This window comes from Loktanella gaetbuli (assembly GCF_020531945.1).
Taxonomy (GTDB): domain Bacteria; phylum Pseudomonadota; class Alphaproteobacteria; order Rhodobacterales; family Rhodobacteraceae; genus Loktanella; species Loktanella gaetbuli.
In genome coordinates, this window is sequence record NZ_JAJATZ010000003.1 from 482113 (window position 1) to 495185 (window position 13073).

16 protein-coding genes are annotated in these 13073 nt (G+C 61.4%); 5 read left to right on the forward strand and 11 right to left on the reverse strand.

Going from position 1 to position 13073, the window contains the following annotated elements; all coding sequences use genetic code 11:
- Positions 1-4 precede the first annotated feature (4 nt).
- The gene (locus LGQ03_RS16660) at positions 5-136 is read right to left on the reverse strand and encodes a hypothetical protein (RefSeq protein WP_264194959.1); all 132 of its coding nucleotides are present in this window, start codon (positions 134-136) and stop codon (positions 5-7) included.
- 300 nt (positions 137-436) lie between these two features.
- Entirely contained in the window at positions 437-2572 is a 2136-nt protein-coding gene (gene pnp, locus LGQ03_RS08970; protein WP_226748121.1) for a polyribonucleotide nucleotidyltransferase, read from the reverse strand.
- A 363-nt stretch (positions 2573-2935) separates the two neighbouring features.
- Here pnp and LGQ03_RS08975 point away from each other — a divergent pair, with 363 nt between their 5' ends.
- Positions 2936-3373, forward strand: coding sequence for a universal stress protein (locus LGQ03_RS08975; protein ID WP_090158685.1), 438 nt, complete (start codon positions 2936-2938; stop codon positions 3371-3373).
- Positions 3374-3384: 11 nt separating this feature from the next.
- On the forward strand, positions 3385-4929 hold the full coding sequence (locus LGQ03_RS08980) for an alanine/glycine:cation symporter family protein (protein WP_218144637.1): 1545 nt from the start codon (positions 3385-3387) through the stop codon (positions 4927-4929).
- Positions 4930-4998: 69 nt separating this feature from the next.
- On the opposite strand, the gene LGQ03_RS08985 is transcribed toward LGQ03_RS08980, so the two are convergent.
- The 8 genes from LGQ03_RS08985 to rbfA all read right to left on the reverse strand — a co-directional run bounded on the left by LGQ03_RS08985 (position 4999) and on the right by rbfA (position 10218).
- Positions 4999-5283 carry a CsbD family protein gene (locus LGQ03_RS08985; protein ID WP_226748122.1) on the reverse strand — a complete coding sequence of 95 codons (285 nt, stop codon included), beginning with the start codon at positions 5281-5283 and terminating at the stop codon, positions 4999-5001.
- Between the two features lie 87 nt (positions 5284-5370).
- On the reverse strand, positions 5371-5640 hold the full coding sequence (gene rpsO, locus LGQ03_RS08990; protein WP_056029334.1) for a 30S ribosomal protein S15: 270 nt from the start codon (positions 5638-5640) through the stop codon (positions 5371-5373).
- A gap of 111 nt (positions 5641-5751) precedes the next feature.
- On the reverse strand, positions 5752-6621 hold the full coding sequence (locus tag LGQ03_RS08995; protein ID WP_226748123.1) for a calcium-binding protein: 870 nt from the start codon (positions 6619-6621) through the stop codon (positions 5752-5754).
- A gap of 90 nt (positions 6622-6711) precedes the next feature.
- Positions 6712-7602 carry an alpha/beta hydrolase gene (locus tag LGQ03_RS09000; protein ID WP_226748124.1) on the reverse strand — a complete coding sequence of 297 codons (891 nt, stop codon included), beginning with the start codon at positions 7600-7602 and terminating at the stop codon, positions 6712-6714.
- A complete protein-coding gene (locus LGQ03_RS09005) occupies positions 7599-8123 on the reverse strand; it encodes a DUF1643 domain-containing protein (protein ID WP_226748125.1) in 525 nt (174 codons plus the stop codon). Before LGQ03_RS09005 ends, LGQ03_RS09000 begins: the two co-directional genes overlap by 4 nt.
- Positions 8110-9027: a tRNA pseudouridine(55) synthase TruB gene (gene truB / locus LGQ03_RS09010; RefSeq protein ID WP_090157973.1), complete on the reverse strand. Its 918-nt coding sequence runs from the start codon at positions 9025-9027 to the stop codon at positions 8110-8112. Before truB ends, LGQ03_RS09005 begins: the two co-directional genes overlap by 14 nt.
- Before the next feature lie 64 nt (positions 9028-9091).
- The gene (locus LGQ03_RS09015) at positions 9092-9808 is read right to left on the reverse strand and encodes a phosphodiester glycosidase family protein (protein WP_226748126.1); all 717 of its coding nucleotides are present in this window, start codon (positions 9806-9808) and stop codon (positions 9092-9094) included.
- Positions 9808-10218, reverse strand: a complete 411-nt coding sequence (gene rbfA, locus LGQ03_RS09020) for a 30S ribosome-binding factor RbfA (protein ID WP_404807645.1) — start codon at positions 10216-10218, stop codon at positions 9808-9810. The genes LGQ03_RS09015 and rbfA overlap by 1 nt, the downstream gene beginning before the upstream one ends.
- An 89-nt stretch (positions 10219-10307) precedes the next feature.
- On the opposite strand from rbfA, the gene dapB reads away from it, so the two are divergent.
- Together dapB and LGQ03_RS09030 are read left to right on the forward strand one after the other, a co-directional pair.
- Positions 10308-11117, forward strand: coding sequence for a 4-hydroxy-tetrahydrodipicolinate reductase (dapB, locus tag LGQ03_RS09025; RefSeq protein WP_226748128.1), 810 nt, complete (start codon positions 10308-10310; stop codon positions 11115-11117).
- A 59-nt stretch (positions 11118-11176) separates the two neighbouring features.
- Complete coding sequence (locus LGQ03_RS09030) at positions 11177-11536, forward strand: dihydrodipicolinate reductase (RefSeq protein WP_226748129.1); 360 nt, start codon at positions 11177-11179, stop codon at positions 11534-11536.
- Here the strand turns inward: LGQ03_RS09030 and LGQ03_RS09035 are convergent.
- On the reverse strand, positions 11533-11709 hold the full coding sequence (locus tag LGQ03_RS09035; RefSeq protein ID WP_226748130.1) for a DUF1674 domain-containing protein: 177 nt from the start codon (positions 11707-11709) through the stop codon (positions 11533-11535). The two genes, LGQ03_RS09030 and LGQ03_RS09035, sit on opposite strands and share 4 nt — an antisense overlap.
- Positions 11710-11776: 67 nt before the next feature.
- Here LGQ03_RS09035 and LGQ03_RS09040 point away from each other — a divergent pair, with 67 nt between their 5' ends.
- Entirely contained in the window at positions 11777-13048 is a 1272-nt protein-coding gene (locus LGQ03_RS09040; RefSeq protein ID WP_226748131.1) for an RsmB/NOP family class I SAM-dependent RNA methyltransferase, read from the forward strand.
- Positions 13049-13073 lie beyond the last annotated feature (25 nt).

Sequence of the window (13073 nt, forward strand, 5' to 3'; positions counted from 1 at the left end):
CGTGTCAGAGTTTGTTCATCGCGGGTTCGGTCATGATTGGCGTGGGTGTCACCACGGTGCCGTTGCCGGTTGGCACGTTCTGGGCGCAGGCGGTCAGTGCAGCAAGTGCCGCTACGGTCAATATGATCTTGGTCATGCTCGGTTCCTCAAAAAATCGGGGTCTCCCTCTTAGTTGATGACGGTGTTGCCCAAGGTTGCAGTTTCCGCGTCGGCCCCGCTAGGGGCGTCGATCGTGGCAGGCGTGTTCATGCCTGTTGTTGTACCACATGCTACAAGTGTGAGTGTTGCAAGAAGGCAAATGGCAATGCGCATGATGTTTCTCCGGTTTGTGTGTCCCGAAAACTAAGTCGCGCCGGCGTCTTGTCACGCTGCTGCCCGAAAAAAGGGCCCCGACGTTTCCGCCGGGGCCCTATGCGTGCTGTCGAAAAGGTGACGCTTACTCTGCGTCGCCTTCCTCTTTCTTCAGCTCTTCGCCGGTGGACTGGTCGACCATCTTCATGGCCAGACGCACCTTGCCGCGATCGTCAAAGCCCAGCAGCTTGACCCAAACCTCCTGGCCTTCTTTCAGCACGTCAGAGGGGTGGTTCAGGCGGCGATTTTCGATCTGGGACACGTGCACCAGACCGTCACGCTTGCCAAAGAAGTTAACGAAGGCACCAAAGTCGACCAGCTTGACGACCGTGCCCTTGTAGATGACGCCTTCTTCGGGTTCGGCCACGATCGAGTGGATCATGTCGTAGGCCTTCTTGATCGCCTCGGCGTCGTTGGATGCCAGCTTGATCACACCGTCGTCGTTGATGTCGACCTTGGCGCCGGACACTTCGACGATTTCGCGGATGACCTTGCCGCCGGAACCGATGACTTCACGGATCTTGTCGGTCGGGATCTGCATCGTCTCGATCTTGGGCGCGTGGACGCTGAATTCAGCGGCCCCAGTCAGTGCCTTGCTCATCTCGTTCAGGATGTGCAGACGGCCTTGCTTGGCCTGCTCCAGCGCCTTTTTCATGATCTCGGGCGTGATGCCTGCGATCTTGATATCCATCTGAAGCGAGGTGATGCCGTTTTCGGTGCCAGCGACCTTGAAGTCCATGTCGCCCAGGTGGTCTTCGTCACCCAGGATGTCGGACAGGATGGCATAATCGCCGTCTTCTTCCATCACCAGACCCATGGCCACACCGGCAACAGCCGATTTCAGCGGCACACCGGCGTCCATCATGGACAAGGAGCCACCGCAGACGGATGCCATCGAGCTGGACCCGTTGGATTCGGTGATCTCGGACACGATGCGGATGGTGTACGGGAAATCGGTCGCAGCCGGCAGAACGGCCTGCAACGCACGCCATGCCAGTTTGCCGTGACCAATTTCACGACGACCCGGAGAACCCACGCGGCCAACCTCGCCCACCGAATAGGGGGGGAAGTTGTAGTGCAGCATGAAGTTGGATTTATACATGCCGGTCAGGGCGTCGATCATCTGTTCGTCATCGCCGGTGCCCAGCGTGGTGACGACCAGACCCTGCGTTTCACCGCGGGTGAACAGGGCTGAACCGTGGGTCCGCGGCAGAATGCCGGTTTCGGACACGATGTCGCGGATCTCGTCCAGCTTGCGCCCGTCGATGCGGCGGCCGTTTTTCACGACATCGCCACGCAGAACGCTTGATTCCAGCTTTTTCAGCGCAGGGCCGAGGTTTGCGTCTTCTTGCTGTTCTTCGTTCAGGGCGTCGATGATGTCCTGCTTGGCCTGTGCGACGGCAGCGGTGCGTTCCTGCTTGTCCAGGATCGCGTAGGCGTCGCGCATTTTCTGCTCGCCTGCCGATTTCACGGCAGCATACAGATCGTCGTAGTTCGGCGGCTGGAAATCGAACGGTTCCTTGGCACATTCCTCGGCCAGGTCGATGATCAGGTCGATGACGGGCTGGATTGCGTCGTGGGCAAATGTCACGGCGCCCAGCATTTCGTCTTCGGTCAGCTCGTAGGCTTCGGATTCGACCATCATCACGGCGTCTTTGGTGCCGGCGACGACCAGATCCAGACGCTGCTCGGGGTTCATGCGCAGGTTGTGCATGTCGTCGATTTCAGGGTTCAGGATGTATTCACCATCCGTATAGCCCACGCGGCAGGCCGCGATCGGACCCATGAAGGGCGCGCCGGAAATCGTCAGTGCAGCGGAGGCCGCAATCATGGCGACCATATCGGGGTCGTTGACCAGATCGTGGGACAGCACCGTGCACATCACCAGCACTTCGTTCTTGAAGCCGGGGACGAATAGCGGGCGGATCGGACGGTCGATCAGACGTGCCGTCAGTGTTTCTTTTTCGGTGGGGCGTGCCTCACGCTTGAAAAAACCACCGGGCACCTTGCCTGCGGCATAGTATTTTTCCTGGTAGTGCACTGTCAGCGGGAAAAAGTCCTGACCCGGCTTTTGCTTTTTCGCAAATGTCACGTTGGCCATGACAGAGGTTTCGCCCAGCGTGGCGATCACGGTACCGTCGGCCTGACGGGCAACTTTGCCGGTTTCGAGTGTGAGCGTCTCTTCGCCCCACTGCATGCTTTTCTTGAATTCTTTGAACATCAGTTCTTCCTTATCGGGCGTTTGGCCCTGTTGCGTAGGGGGCGTATTCCCCCTGACCCCGGTATCTTGTTCGGCGCTGGGGTCCGGGCGCCTGTCTTCCTCAAGATATCTGGGCCTTATCCGAATTCCGCCCACTTGGGAAGGGTCAGGCGAATCGTGGACTTTTCCGCAGTCACGCAGGGGCAGTTTTCATCTTGATGAATTTAAAAGCAGTCGCTTGATTTAATTCAATTGGACCGAGATGGGTGCATTTCGCAGCCGAATTTTCTGTTTGTCGGGGTATCTTTGGGCGCATCTAACTGCTGATGGCGATACTATCAGGAATGGGCTGCGATGTCGCAGCTTCAAGCTGGGGAACACGAAATGACAACAAAACTGTTGGTCGGTCTTGATGGCCATGACAGCGGCGTAAGGGCATTGAAACATGCACAGGCGCTGGCGAAACTGATCGGGGACTGCGAGCTGGTCATCGCCTACGTGATCGAATGGTCGCCGTTCGCATTCCAGACCGCCGAGGAAAACGCCCTGCGCCACAAACGGCGCGAGGAAGAAATCGATCTGGCAAAATCGCGGATCGTCGAACCGGCTGTCGCCCAGGTCATCGCTGATGGTCAAAAGGCCAGCGGCGTAGTGCAGCACGGTAACGTGTCCGACACGCTGGACAGACTCGCGCGGAAACACGAGGCGGAACAGATCATCGTGGGCCGTGTCGCGGATACCGGAATCGGCGCGCGGTTTTTCGGCAGCTCGACATCCAACCTGGTGATGCAGGCGCGCGTGCCCGTTACCGTCGTCAACTGAAAGGGCAGATGATGAAATACCTCTATTCCCGATTCTTGATTGCGCTGTCGGCGCTGATGTTCGCGGCACCGGCCAGCGCGCAGGGTATCGACGAAACCATCAACCAGGCCTTTGCGAATGCAACCGGCCCCTATGTGTCCCTGATTTTTTCCAACCTGCCGGGCACCAATTTCCCGTGGATCGTGATGTGGCTCGTCGTTGGGGCAGCCGTCTTCACGATCTACTTTGGCTTTGTGCAGTTCCGTTATTTCGGTCACGCTATTTCGCTGGTCAAAGGTGACTATTCCGACCCCAATGACGCGGGCGAAGTCAGCCATTTCCAGGCGTTGGCGACGGCCCTGTCGGGCACCGTGGGTCTGGGCAACATCGCGGGAGTCGCGGTTGCTGTTGGCATCGGCGGACCGGGGGCCACGTTCTGGATGATCCTCGCGGGTCTGCTGGGCATGGCGGCCAAGTTTACCGAATGCACCCTGGGCGTGAAATATCGCAATGAATACCCTGACGGCACCGTGTCCGGCGGCCCGATGTACTACATGAAAAAGGGTTTCGCCGAACTGGGTCTGCCAGGTGGTGGTGTCCTGGCGGTGCTGTTTTCCGTCTTTTGCATCCTGGGCGCACTGGGTGGTGGCAATATGTTCCAGGCGAACCAGGCGCATGTGCAGATCACGCAGATCACCGGTGAATATCCCGGCTGGATCACGGGCATCATCTTTGCCTTGATCGTGTTCGCGGTGATCGTGGGCGGCGTCAAATCCATCGCGCGCGTCACCGAAAAGGTCGTGCCTCTGATGGGGGTCATTTATGTCGGTGCGTCGCTGATCATCCTGATCGCCAACTACAACCTGATCGGTCAGGCCTTTGGTCAGATCTTTGCCGGGGCATTTACCGGTCTGGGTGTTGCGGGTGGTCTGGTCGGCGCACTGATCCAGGGGTTCCGCCGTGCCGCGTTTTCGAACGAGGCAGGTGTCGGGTCCGCTGCGATTGCGCATTCGGCCGTAAAGACAAAGGAACCCATCACCGAAGGGTTCGTCAGCCTGCTGGAGCCGCTGATCGACACGGTCGTGATCTGCACCATGACGGCGCTGGTCATCACGATTTCCGGTCAGTTGATCATGAACCCCGAAACGGGCCTGTTCGTCCTGAACGAGGCAGGAACCGCAATTCAGACGGTTGACGGAAACACAGGTGTCGCTCTGACGTCGGCGGCCTTTGGGTCCACCATTTCATGGTTCCCCTTCGTGCTGGCAATTGCCGTGGTGCTCTTTGCATTTTCGACGATGATCAGCTGGTCCTACTACGGGCTGAAGGCATGGACCTATCTGGTCGGAGAAGGCAAGAACAAGGAAATCGCGTTCAAGATCGTTTTCTGCCTGTTCATCGTGATCGGTGCCTCTGCCAACCTTGGTCCGGTGATCGACTTCTCCGATGCCGCGATCTTCTCGATGGCCGTGGTGAACATCTTTGCGCTGTATTTCCTGATGAAAATTGTCCGTCGGGAATTGATCAGCTACGGCACGCGGTTGAAATCGGGCGAGATTCGCAAGTTCGAATACTGATGCCCACCACATGAAACGCGAAACGCCCGCCGGATGACCGGCGGGCGTTTTTGCGTTCTGGGGTGAAGGTCAGACGTCGTCGCCCAACTTGCCCTTGACCGTGCCGGACACGTCCTGCGCAGAGCCTTTGACCTGCTGCGCCTTGCCTTCAGCTTCCAGTTCTTCGTTGTCGGTGGCTTTGCCGACCGCTTCCTTGATGGAACCTGCGGCCTTGTTGCCAGCTGCTTTTGCCTTGTCTGTGAGTTCACCCATTTGAGTTCTCCTGTTTGTTGCAGGTGCGACGATAATCGTCGCGACACCCTGCTTGGAAAGAGAACGCAAAAGGCGTGTTTTGGTTTCACCGAAACCGCGCATCGGCAAATTTTTTCCGCTGAAACGCAAAACGCCCGCCGGATATCCGGCGGGTGTTCCTTGATGCGTTAGGCGCTGGGCGTTGAGCGCTTAGCGGCGCAGACCCAGACGCTTGATCAGGTCCTGGTAGCGCGCTTCGTCCTTGGACCGTGCGTAGTCCAGCAGCTTGCGGCGCAGGGCAACCATCTTCAGCAGGCCGCGACGGCCGTGGTTGTCTTTCTTGTGGGTCTTGAAATGCTCTGTCAGCGTCGCGATGCGGCTTGACAGGATCGCAACCTGAACCTCGGGCGAACCGGTGTCGCCTTCCTTGGTTGCGAATTCTTTCATGATCCGTGCTTTTTCTTCGGGTGTAATCGACATCGGGGTCTCCTGTGTAAAAGGGTGAATGGCGCAATCCGGGATGTCGTCCAGAAAGGCCCGTGGAGGGTGGATGCGTGCCTATAGTCAGCGCACGACCAAAAGAAAAGCAGTTTATGCAGCAGGTGTCAGGACCACGGTGTCGAGGTCCAGTTCGGTCACCCCCAGCAGACGCGCCGCCGGTGCCCCGTCGGCGAACAGCGTCAGGCCATCGTCGTCGGTCTGTGTCGACAATTCTGGCGGTGTGTCGTCATAGGTCAGTTCGATCGTGTCATGCGCGGCGTTGTAATCCGAGATCGTCGCACCGGCCCCGACATTCATGACAAACAGATCACTGCCGTCGCCGCCGTGCAGTATGTCGTCCTGACCAGCGATCAGGGTGTCATCGCCGTCGCCACCATTGATGAAATCCTGCGCCCCGTCATCGTCGGCGCCGTTCATCAGATCGTCACCGTGTCCACCGAACATGGTGTCACGACCCTCTCCTCCGGTCAGGGTGTCATTGCCCCAACCGCCCTCGAGAATATCGTCACCAGCGTCGCCGGACACGGTGTCATTCCCCTGACCCGCGTTGATCCGGTCACTGCCATCGCCGCCCGACAGGCTGTCACTGCCACCTTTTCCAGTGATCGTATCGTCGCCTGTGCCGCCGTCCATGGTGTCGCTGGTCTCTTCTCCGGACAGGATATCATCGTCATCCGTGCCTTGGGTCCGGGCAATCGCGATCCAGCGGGGATCGTTCTGCGTTCCGTCGTCTAGGGGGACATAATCGCCCCCGTCTGCGTCGTCCCCCGCGGTTTCGTCGACCTGCACCATCGCGAGAACATCCGTGCCACTGGCGTCCAGCATCTGGTCAAGGCCCGCCATCTGGCTGGTGTCGTCAGCAGCGGTACCGCTAACCGTTTGATCGTCGTCCTCGGTATCGTTTTGCATGTAAACAAGGCCGCCCATGGCGAGGCCGAACAGTCCAAGAAACCCAAGCATTCTGACATCCTTTGAATTGGAACGCCCCCGGTCCAGTCGCGATACCGGGGATACCATCAAAAACGGCCAGGCCTATGGGTGAACTGACTCTTAGGTTAACGCCCCAAAGTGCGGCAGGAAAGCGTCCAGCACCGCCTGTGGATTTTCCTCCATCGCGAAATGGCCGGACCGGCAGGCATTGCCGGTGACATCGCTTGCCCAGCCGCGCCACAGGTCCAGCGGGTCGCCGGTGCGTGCGGGAAACCCGCCTTCCGCCCAGAGGAATCGCAGCGGTGCCGCGATCCGTGCGCCGCTTGCGCGGTCTGCCTCGTCCAACTGTCTGTCGAAAAACGCACCGGCGCGGTAGTCGGCACACATGGCATGAACGCGCGCCGGATCGGCCATCTGCGCGCGGTAAGATGCCAGTGAAGCAGGGGTAAAATCGTTCAACCCTTTTGCCAATGTCCAGGCGCTCAGTGTCCAGTCGGCGTAGCCCGCGCCGTCCGCGCTGATCATCCGTTCGGGCAGGGGGGCAGGCTGTGCGAGGAACGTCCAATGATAGGCCGCCATTGCCAGATCGGCGTTCCATGCGCCCCAGAAATCCCCGGTCGGGACGATCTCGATGATACCCAGACGGTCGATCCGCTCGGGATGGTCGAGCGCAAAGCGGTAGGCCACCCGTGCGCCCCGGTCGTGTCCCAGCACATGCGCACGATCAATGCCAAGCGCATTCATCATGTTGGCAATATCTGCGGCCATCGTCCGTTTGGAATAGGTGCTGTGTTCCGCGTTGTCCGGTGGCGCATCGCTGTCACCGTAGCCGCGCAGGTCCGGCACGATCACGTCGAAATGCCGCGCGAATGTCGGGGCGACCTTGGCCCAGCAATGGTGATTTTGCGGATAGCCGTGCAGCAGGATCAGCGGCATGCCTTGTCCGGCGCGGTGCACGGACAAATGCACATCGCCACAGTCGATCCGGGTCTGTGTAAATCCGTCGATCATGACCATGGCTCCGGCTGGGTGGCGTAGCTGACGTATAGTGGATGGCGCGGATGGCCATGCTTTGTCAGGCCCAGTGTATGCAACATCAGCCCGCTGTCACGCAAAAGCGCGCGGACCGTCGCCGCGCGGTCCAGATGGACACCGTGGATGCCCCAGCCCGCGACGACCAATCCGGCATTGCGGCACATGTCCAACAGCAGGCGGTCGTTGTCGGGGCCGATGGGCGCTGCAGCAGATTTCAGGTCGCGCGGATCGGTTGCGCGAAAGGCGAACAGGTTGGCGATGATCAGCCCACCGTGACCGCCTGCGCGGGCGCGCGCTTCGCAGCGTGCAATCGTTGGGTCGTTCGCGGCCTCGGTCGCGGTGGACGGGTTCAGCATGACAAAGGCCAGCGTCGGGGCATCGCCCCAGCGTCGTGTCAGCGCATAGCGGTAGCTGTCGCAGTCCGAATAGACCGCCGTGGACACGGTGCCATCGGGTGCCGTGAAATGCCGTGTAACCGTGCCGTCAGGCGTCGTCATGGCGTACAAAGACGCGGCTGGGGTGGATTTCGGATCCCATCAGGCGGCCAACGGCGACCGCCTGCCCCTCGTGCGATGCCCAGACTTCGGTTCCGTAGTCGATGCCGTTTGCGATGACCGTGGCTGCGTTGCCGTTGCGCAGCGGACCCAGGCTCGCTGTCATGCAGGTGACCTCTGGCATGTCGTGCAAACCCACCTCGAGCGGCAGCACATGGGCGTCCAGTTCCGGCGTGCGAGCCAGCGCATCGATCCGGTCCAGCGTCAGGCCATCCTCGGCCTTGAACGGGCCGGACCAGATGCGGCGCAACTCGCGCACGTGACCGTAGCAGCCCAACGCCTGACCCAGATCGCGGGCAATGGACCGGACGTAGCCACCCTTGCCGCAGACCATTTCCAATGTGACATGGTCCGCGTCTGGGCGGTCGTCCATCAGCAGACTGTCGACCCAGAGGGGGCGCGCCGCGATGTCCATTGCCTCGCCGTCGCGGGCGCGTTTGTAGGCGCGTTCACCGTCGATCTTGACCGCGGAAAACTGCGGCGGGACCTGTTCGATGTCACCGACGAACGCGCCAAGTGCTGCCTTGATTTCGTCGTCCGTGGGGCGTGCGTCAGAGGATGCGATGACCTCGCCCTCGGCGTCGTCGGTATTCGTGGCCTGTCCCAGCCGCACGGTGAATGTATAGGCCTTCAGCGCGTCGGTGATGTAGGGCACCGTCTTGGTGGCCTCGCCCAGGGCGATGGCCAGAACGCCGGTTGCATCGGGATCGAGTGTGCCCGCATGGCCTGCCTTATTGGCGTCCAATGCCCAGCGCACCTTGTTCACAACGCTGGTCGAGGTGATTCCGGCGGGTTTGTCCACGACCAGCCAGCCCGAAATATTGCGACCCTTTTTGCGACGACCCATGTCATGCTCCGAATAGATGAAGGCGCGTGCTAGGCCCCGTGCGCCGCCGGGTCAAGCGGCTGGTCTATTCGACCACGCCGACCATTGGCCCCATCGGCAGACCAAAATCGTTCCGCCCCAGTTGCGGCGCCAGCATCCGAGAGACGCGACCGTCGAAATACAGCGCGTCGGGCGTTTCCATGCGGTCGCGGAAAAACCGTGCAAAGGTGTGGAAATTCACCGGCTGGTTGGCAATGGCAAAGACGGCACGGGTGCCGTCGCCGCTGGTGCCGACACCGTTGCGAATGTTCAGGCTGTCGCTGTTGGGGATGAAATCGGGATGTAGCGCGCCGTCGATGACCAGCATCGGGCCGGACTGGCTGGCGTCACGGCAATCGGGTTCGGTCGCCACATAAGCTAGCGATTCGATGACCCGTGCGCTGTCGTCTGTCAGGCACAGCAACCCGTTGGGCAGCAGGCCAAAGTTGCCGGGCCCGTCGGATGTGACGATCCCGGCTGTCTGCACCCCGTCCTGAATGTACAGGCCGACCGCGCGGCGGTCCTCGTGATACATGCCCGCATTCATTCCGAACGCCAGGGTCCGCGGCGCAATCGCGGTTTCAATATTGCTGAATGTGCCCAGAACCTCGCCTGCCGCATCGCGGTGGAACAGGCGCAGATCCTCGGTCGTGGCGTCAACGGTGCAGGCGGTAAACGACGTGCCTTCGAACGTGATGTCCTCGCAGGTGACGGCTGCTGCGGGGCTGGCGGCCAGCAGCAAACCGGCAAGCAGCGCGCGCATCACTCTTCGTCCTGGTCCAGATCGCGGCGCACCTTTTCCTCGGCGAACAGGGCGCGGGTCGCGTCCATGCGGTCAAAGGTATCGTCGATCTCGAACCGGATTTCGGGGGCGAACTTGATGTTCAGCACCTTTGCGACCTCGCGCCGGATCTCGTGGCGGGATTTGCGCAGCGCAAGCAGCGCTTCTTCCTTCTGGTTGCCACCCAGCGGCAGCACATAGGCGGTCGCCACGGACAGATCGGGTGAACAGCGCACCTCGCCCACGGTAATCATCATGCGTGCAAGGTCGGGGTCGTGGATTTCGCCCCGTTGCAACAATTCCGACAAACGGCGACGAATCAATTCGCCCACCCGCAGCTGTCGTTGATTTGGGGCACCGCCCGAAGAATTTTTCTTTGCCATGTGGTTCATCTAACCGTGGGGCGCGGGATTTCCAAGCAAGGCTTTTCGTGACGGCGCGACCTCGCTATCAGGGCAGGGCATATCAAGGGGACGAGACCATGACAGATCTGCCGGGCATTGTGATCACCGGGGCATCGGGACGAATGGGCCAGATACTGGTGCAGACCGTGACCGCATCGGACGCCTGCCGTCTGGTGGGCGCGCTGGAACGGCCCGGCCACGATTGGGTCGGTCAGGACATCGGCACGGCAATGGGCGGTGCTGCACTGGGTGTGACGGTCAGTGACGATGCGGTCGCGACATTTGCCAAGGCGCAGGCCGTGATTGATTTCACAGCCCCCGCCGCGACGGTGCAGTTCGCAGGTCTGGCGGCACAGGCGCGTGCGGTTCATGTGATCGGCACAACCGGCCTGACTCCCGAAGACATCGCCGCCATCGACCGCGCGGCCCATCACGCGGTAATCGTGCGGGCTGGCAACATGTCGCTGGGCGTGAATCTGCTGACCGTGCTCGCGCAAAAGGTGGCGGCGGCGCTGGACGCTGATTACGACATCGAAATCGTCGAGGCGCACCACCGTCACAAGGTTGATGCGCCGTCCGGTACCGCGCTGATGCTGGGCGAGGCGGCGGCCGCCGGGCGCGGTGTCGATCTGGCCGACGTGCGCGATTCGGGGCGTGATGGCATCACCGGTGCGCGCAAGCGGGGCGATATCGGTTTCCATGCAATCCGGGGTGGCGATACGGTGGGCGACCATGATGTGATCTTTGCCGCAGACGGCGAGCAGATCACTTTGCGCCATCGTGCCACCGACCGCAGTGTGTTTGCGCGCGGCGCGCTCAAGGCCGCGCTCTGGGGGCAGGATCGTGCACCGGGACATTACGACATGTTGAATGTGCTGGGGCTTTAGCCTGTCTTGATCTGCGTGCGGGCGACCTATCTTAGCTTTCGTAAGAGGAGGACGCCACGATGACCCTGTTTCGCCTGATTGCCGTTTTCTTGTTGTTGCCTGTCGCCGCTGCGGCGCAGGACTGGCAGCGCATTTCAGACGAGGATGTTTTCCTCGATCTGGTCAGCGATCAAAGGCTGACCCATCTGCTGTACAACATCGATATCGCGGTTTCCCCATCTGGCGCGATCACGGGCGACGCCATGGGCTGGGACGTGACCGGCGAATGGACGTGGCAGGACGGCTATTTCTGCCGCAGCCTGGACTGGGGCGGTGACGATCTGGGCTACAACTGCCAGTTGGTCGAGGCGCGCGGCGACGAGGTCCGGTTTACCGTCGATCAGGGTGCAGGCCGCGCGGCCAGCCTGCGTCTGCGCTAGAAGTCTATCGCCAACCCCTTGTTTTCCCAGTCGCCGTAGCGCACGGGTTCGGGTCCGTTGCGCCCCCCCAGTTCGGGTGGCAGCGCAAGCTCTTCGGCCTTTTTGCGGCGTTCTGCGGCCTCTGCGAGGGCGCGTTTCGCGGCGGGTGGCAGGTCGTCCTGGGTGTCTGTCATGGCTGGGTCCTTGTCGGTCCGTTCCTGCTGATATACGTCGCAGCACGCACCCTACAAGGCTTTGCTCATGGACACTTCCGGTCTGGCGCCGCGTCGCGCCGCCCATCATCTGCTGCAACAGGTCACCACAGAGGGCCGTTTGCTGTCCGAGCTGATCGGCGCAGGCGCGCTGGATCACCTGGAACCACAGGACCGTGCGCGGGCGCAGCGGCTGGCCACGGATACCCTGCGGATGCTGGACCGCGCCGACCGGATGCTGAAACCGCACCTGCGGCAAACTCCCGCAGATCACGTCATGAACGCGCTGCGACTGGGTACGGTAGAGCTGGGGCAGGGCGAGGCGGCGCATGGTGTCGTGAACGCCTATGTGGAAATCGTCAGCCGCAACCCGCATGTCGGGCGGCTCAAGGGTCTTACGAACGCGGTCCTGCGCAAGATCGCCGCCGCCGGGCCGGACAAATGGAACGCAATGGCCCAGCCGTTGCTGCCGGGCTGGCTGCGGCAGCCGTTGGTCGCCGCCTGGGGGCGGTCTGATGTCGCGGCAATGGAGGCCGTTCAGGCTGTCGCACCGCCACTGGATGTCACGCCAAAGGGTGACGCGGGTGCTGTCGCCGCAGCGCTGGGCGGCAAGATCTTGCCAACCGGTTCGGTGCGGGTCACGGGTGCGGGGCAGGTCAGCCAGATGCCCGGTTTCGATACTGGCGACTGGTGGGTGCAGGACGCGGCTGCCGCGATCCCGGTCCAGCTCTTGGGTGATATCGCTGGCCTGTCGGCGCTGGACCTTTGTGCGGCACCGGGTGGCAAGACGATGCAGCTGGCCGCACGCGGTGCCACAGTGACAGCGGTGGACAATTCCGCGACGCGCATCGCGCGGGTGGGTGAGAACCTGCGGCGCATGGGGTTGAAGGCGGACGTGCGCACCGATGACGCCTTTGACGTGACGGGGCAATGGGACGTGGTTTTGCTGGATGCGCCCTGTTCCGCGACTGGCACGATGCGGCGTCACCCGGATCTGCCCTATGCCAAGGACGGGTCCGAGTTCGGTGACCTGATCGCGCAACAGGAGACCATGATCGACCACGCCCTGACGCTGGTGAAACCCGGTGGACGCCTGCTGTTCTGCACCTGCTCGCTGCTGCCGGACGAGGGCGAGGTCCAGATCGAAGAGGCACTGGAACGCCACCCTGCGCTGACGGTCGACCGCGCGGCACTGGACCGGCCCGGCATCGATCCCGCATGGATCACACCAGAGGGCGGATTGCGGCTGCGTCCGGACATCTGGGCGGATATCGGCGGCATGGACGGGTTCTATATGGCTGTGCTGACAAAGCCCGCGTGACAGAACGCTGACCCTGCGCTAACCT

What these genes read in the sequence shown, in the direction of transcription:
- LGQ03_RS09040 (WP_226748131.1), top strand. Translation starts at nt 11,777, where the DNA reads ATGGACACTTCCGGTCTGGCGCCGCGTCGCGCCGCCCATCATCTGCTG.
- rpsO (WP_056029334.1), bottom strand. Translation starts at nt 5,640, where the DNA reads ATGTCGATTACACCCGAAGAAAAAGCACGGATCATGAAAGAATTCGCA.
- rbfA (WP_404807645.1), bottom strand. Translation starts at nt 10,218, where the DNA reads ATGAACCACATGGCAAAGAAAAATTCTTCGGGCGGTGCCCCAAATCAA.
- LGQ03_RS16660 (WP_264194959.1), bottom strand. Translation starts at nt 136, where the DNA reads ATGACCAAGATCATATTGACCGTAGCGGCACTTGCTGCACTGACCGCC.
- LGQ03_RS09000 (WP_226748124.1), bottom strand. Translation starts at nt 7,602, where the DNA reads ATGATCGACGGATTTACACAGACCCGGATCGACTGTGGCGATGTGCAT.
- LGQ03_RS08985 (WP_226748122.1), bottom strand. Translation starts at nt 5,283, where the DNA reads ATGCGCGGTTTCGGTGAAACCAAAACACGCCTTTTGCGTTCTCTTTCC.
- dapB (WP_226748128.1), top strand. Translation starts at nt 10,308, where the DNA reads ATGACAGATCTGCCGGGCATTGTGATCACCGGGGCATCGGGACGAATG.
- LGQ03_RS09035 (WP_226748130.1), bottom strand. Translation starts at nt 11,709, where the DNA reads ATGACAGACACCCAGGACGACCTGCCACCCGCCGCGAAACGCGCCCTC.
- truB (WP_090157973.1), bottom strand. Translation starts at nt 9,027, where the DNA reads ATGGGTCGTCGCAAAAAGGGTCGCAATATTTCGGGCTGGCTGGTCGTG.
- LGQ03_RS09015 (WP_226748126.1), bottom strand. Translation starts at nt 9,808, where the DNA reads ATGCGCGCGCTGCTTGCCGGTTTGCTGCTGGCCGCCAGCCCCGCAGCA.
- pnp (WP_226748121.1), bottom strand. Translation starts at nt 2,572, where the DNA reads ATGTTCAAAGAATTCAAGAAAAGCATGCAGTGGGGCGAAGAGACGCTC.
- LGQ03_RS08975 (WP_090158685.1), top strand. Translation starts at nt 2,936, where the DNA reads ATGACAACAAAACTGTTGGTCGGTCTTGATGGCCATGACAGCGGCGTA.
- LGQ03_RS08980 (WP_218144637.1), top strand. Translation starts at nt 3,385, where the DNA reads ATGAAATACCTCTATTCCCGATTCTTGATTGCGCTGTCGGCGCTGATG.
- LGQ03_RS08995 (WP_226748123.1), bottom strand. Translation starts at nt 6,621, where the DNA reads ATGCTTGGGTTTCTTGGACTGTTCGGCCTCGCCATGGGCGGCCTTGTT.
- LGQ03_RS09005 (WP_226748125.1), bottom strand. Translation starts at nt 8,123, where the DNA reads ATGACGACGCCTGACGGCACGGTTACACGGCATTTCACGGCACCCGAT.
- LGQ03_RS09030 (WP_226748129.1), top strand. Translation starts at nt 11,177, where the DNA reads ATGACCCTGTTTCGCCTGATTGCCGTTTTCTTGTTGTTGCCTGTCGCC.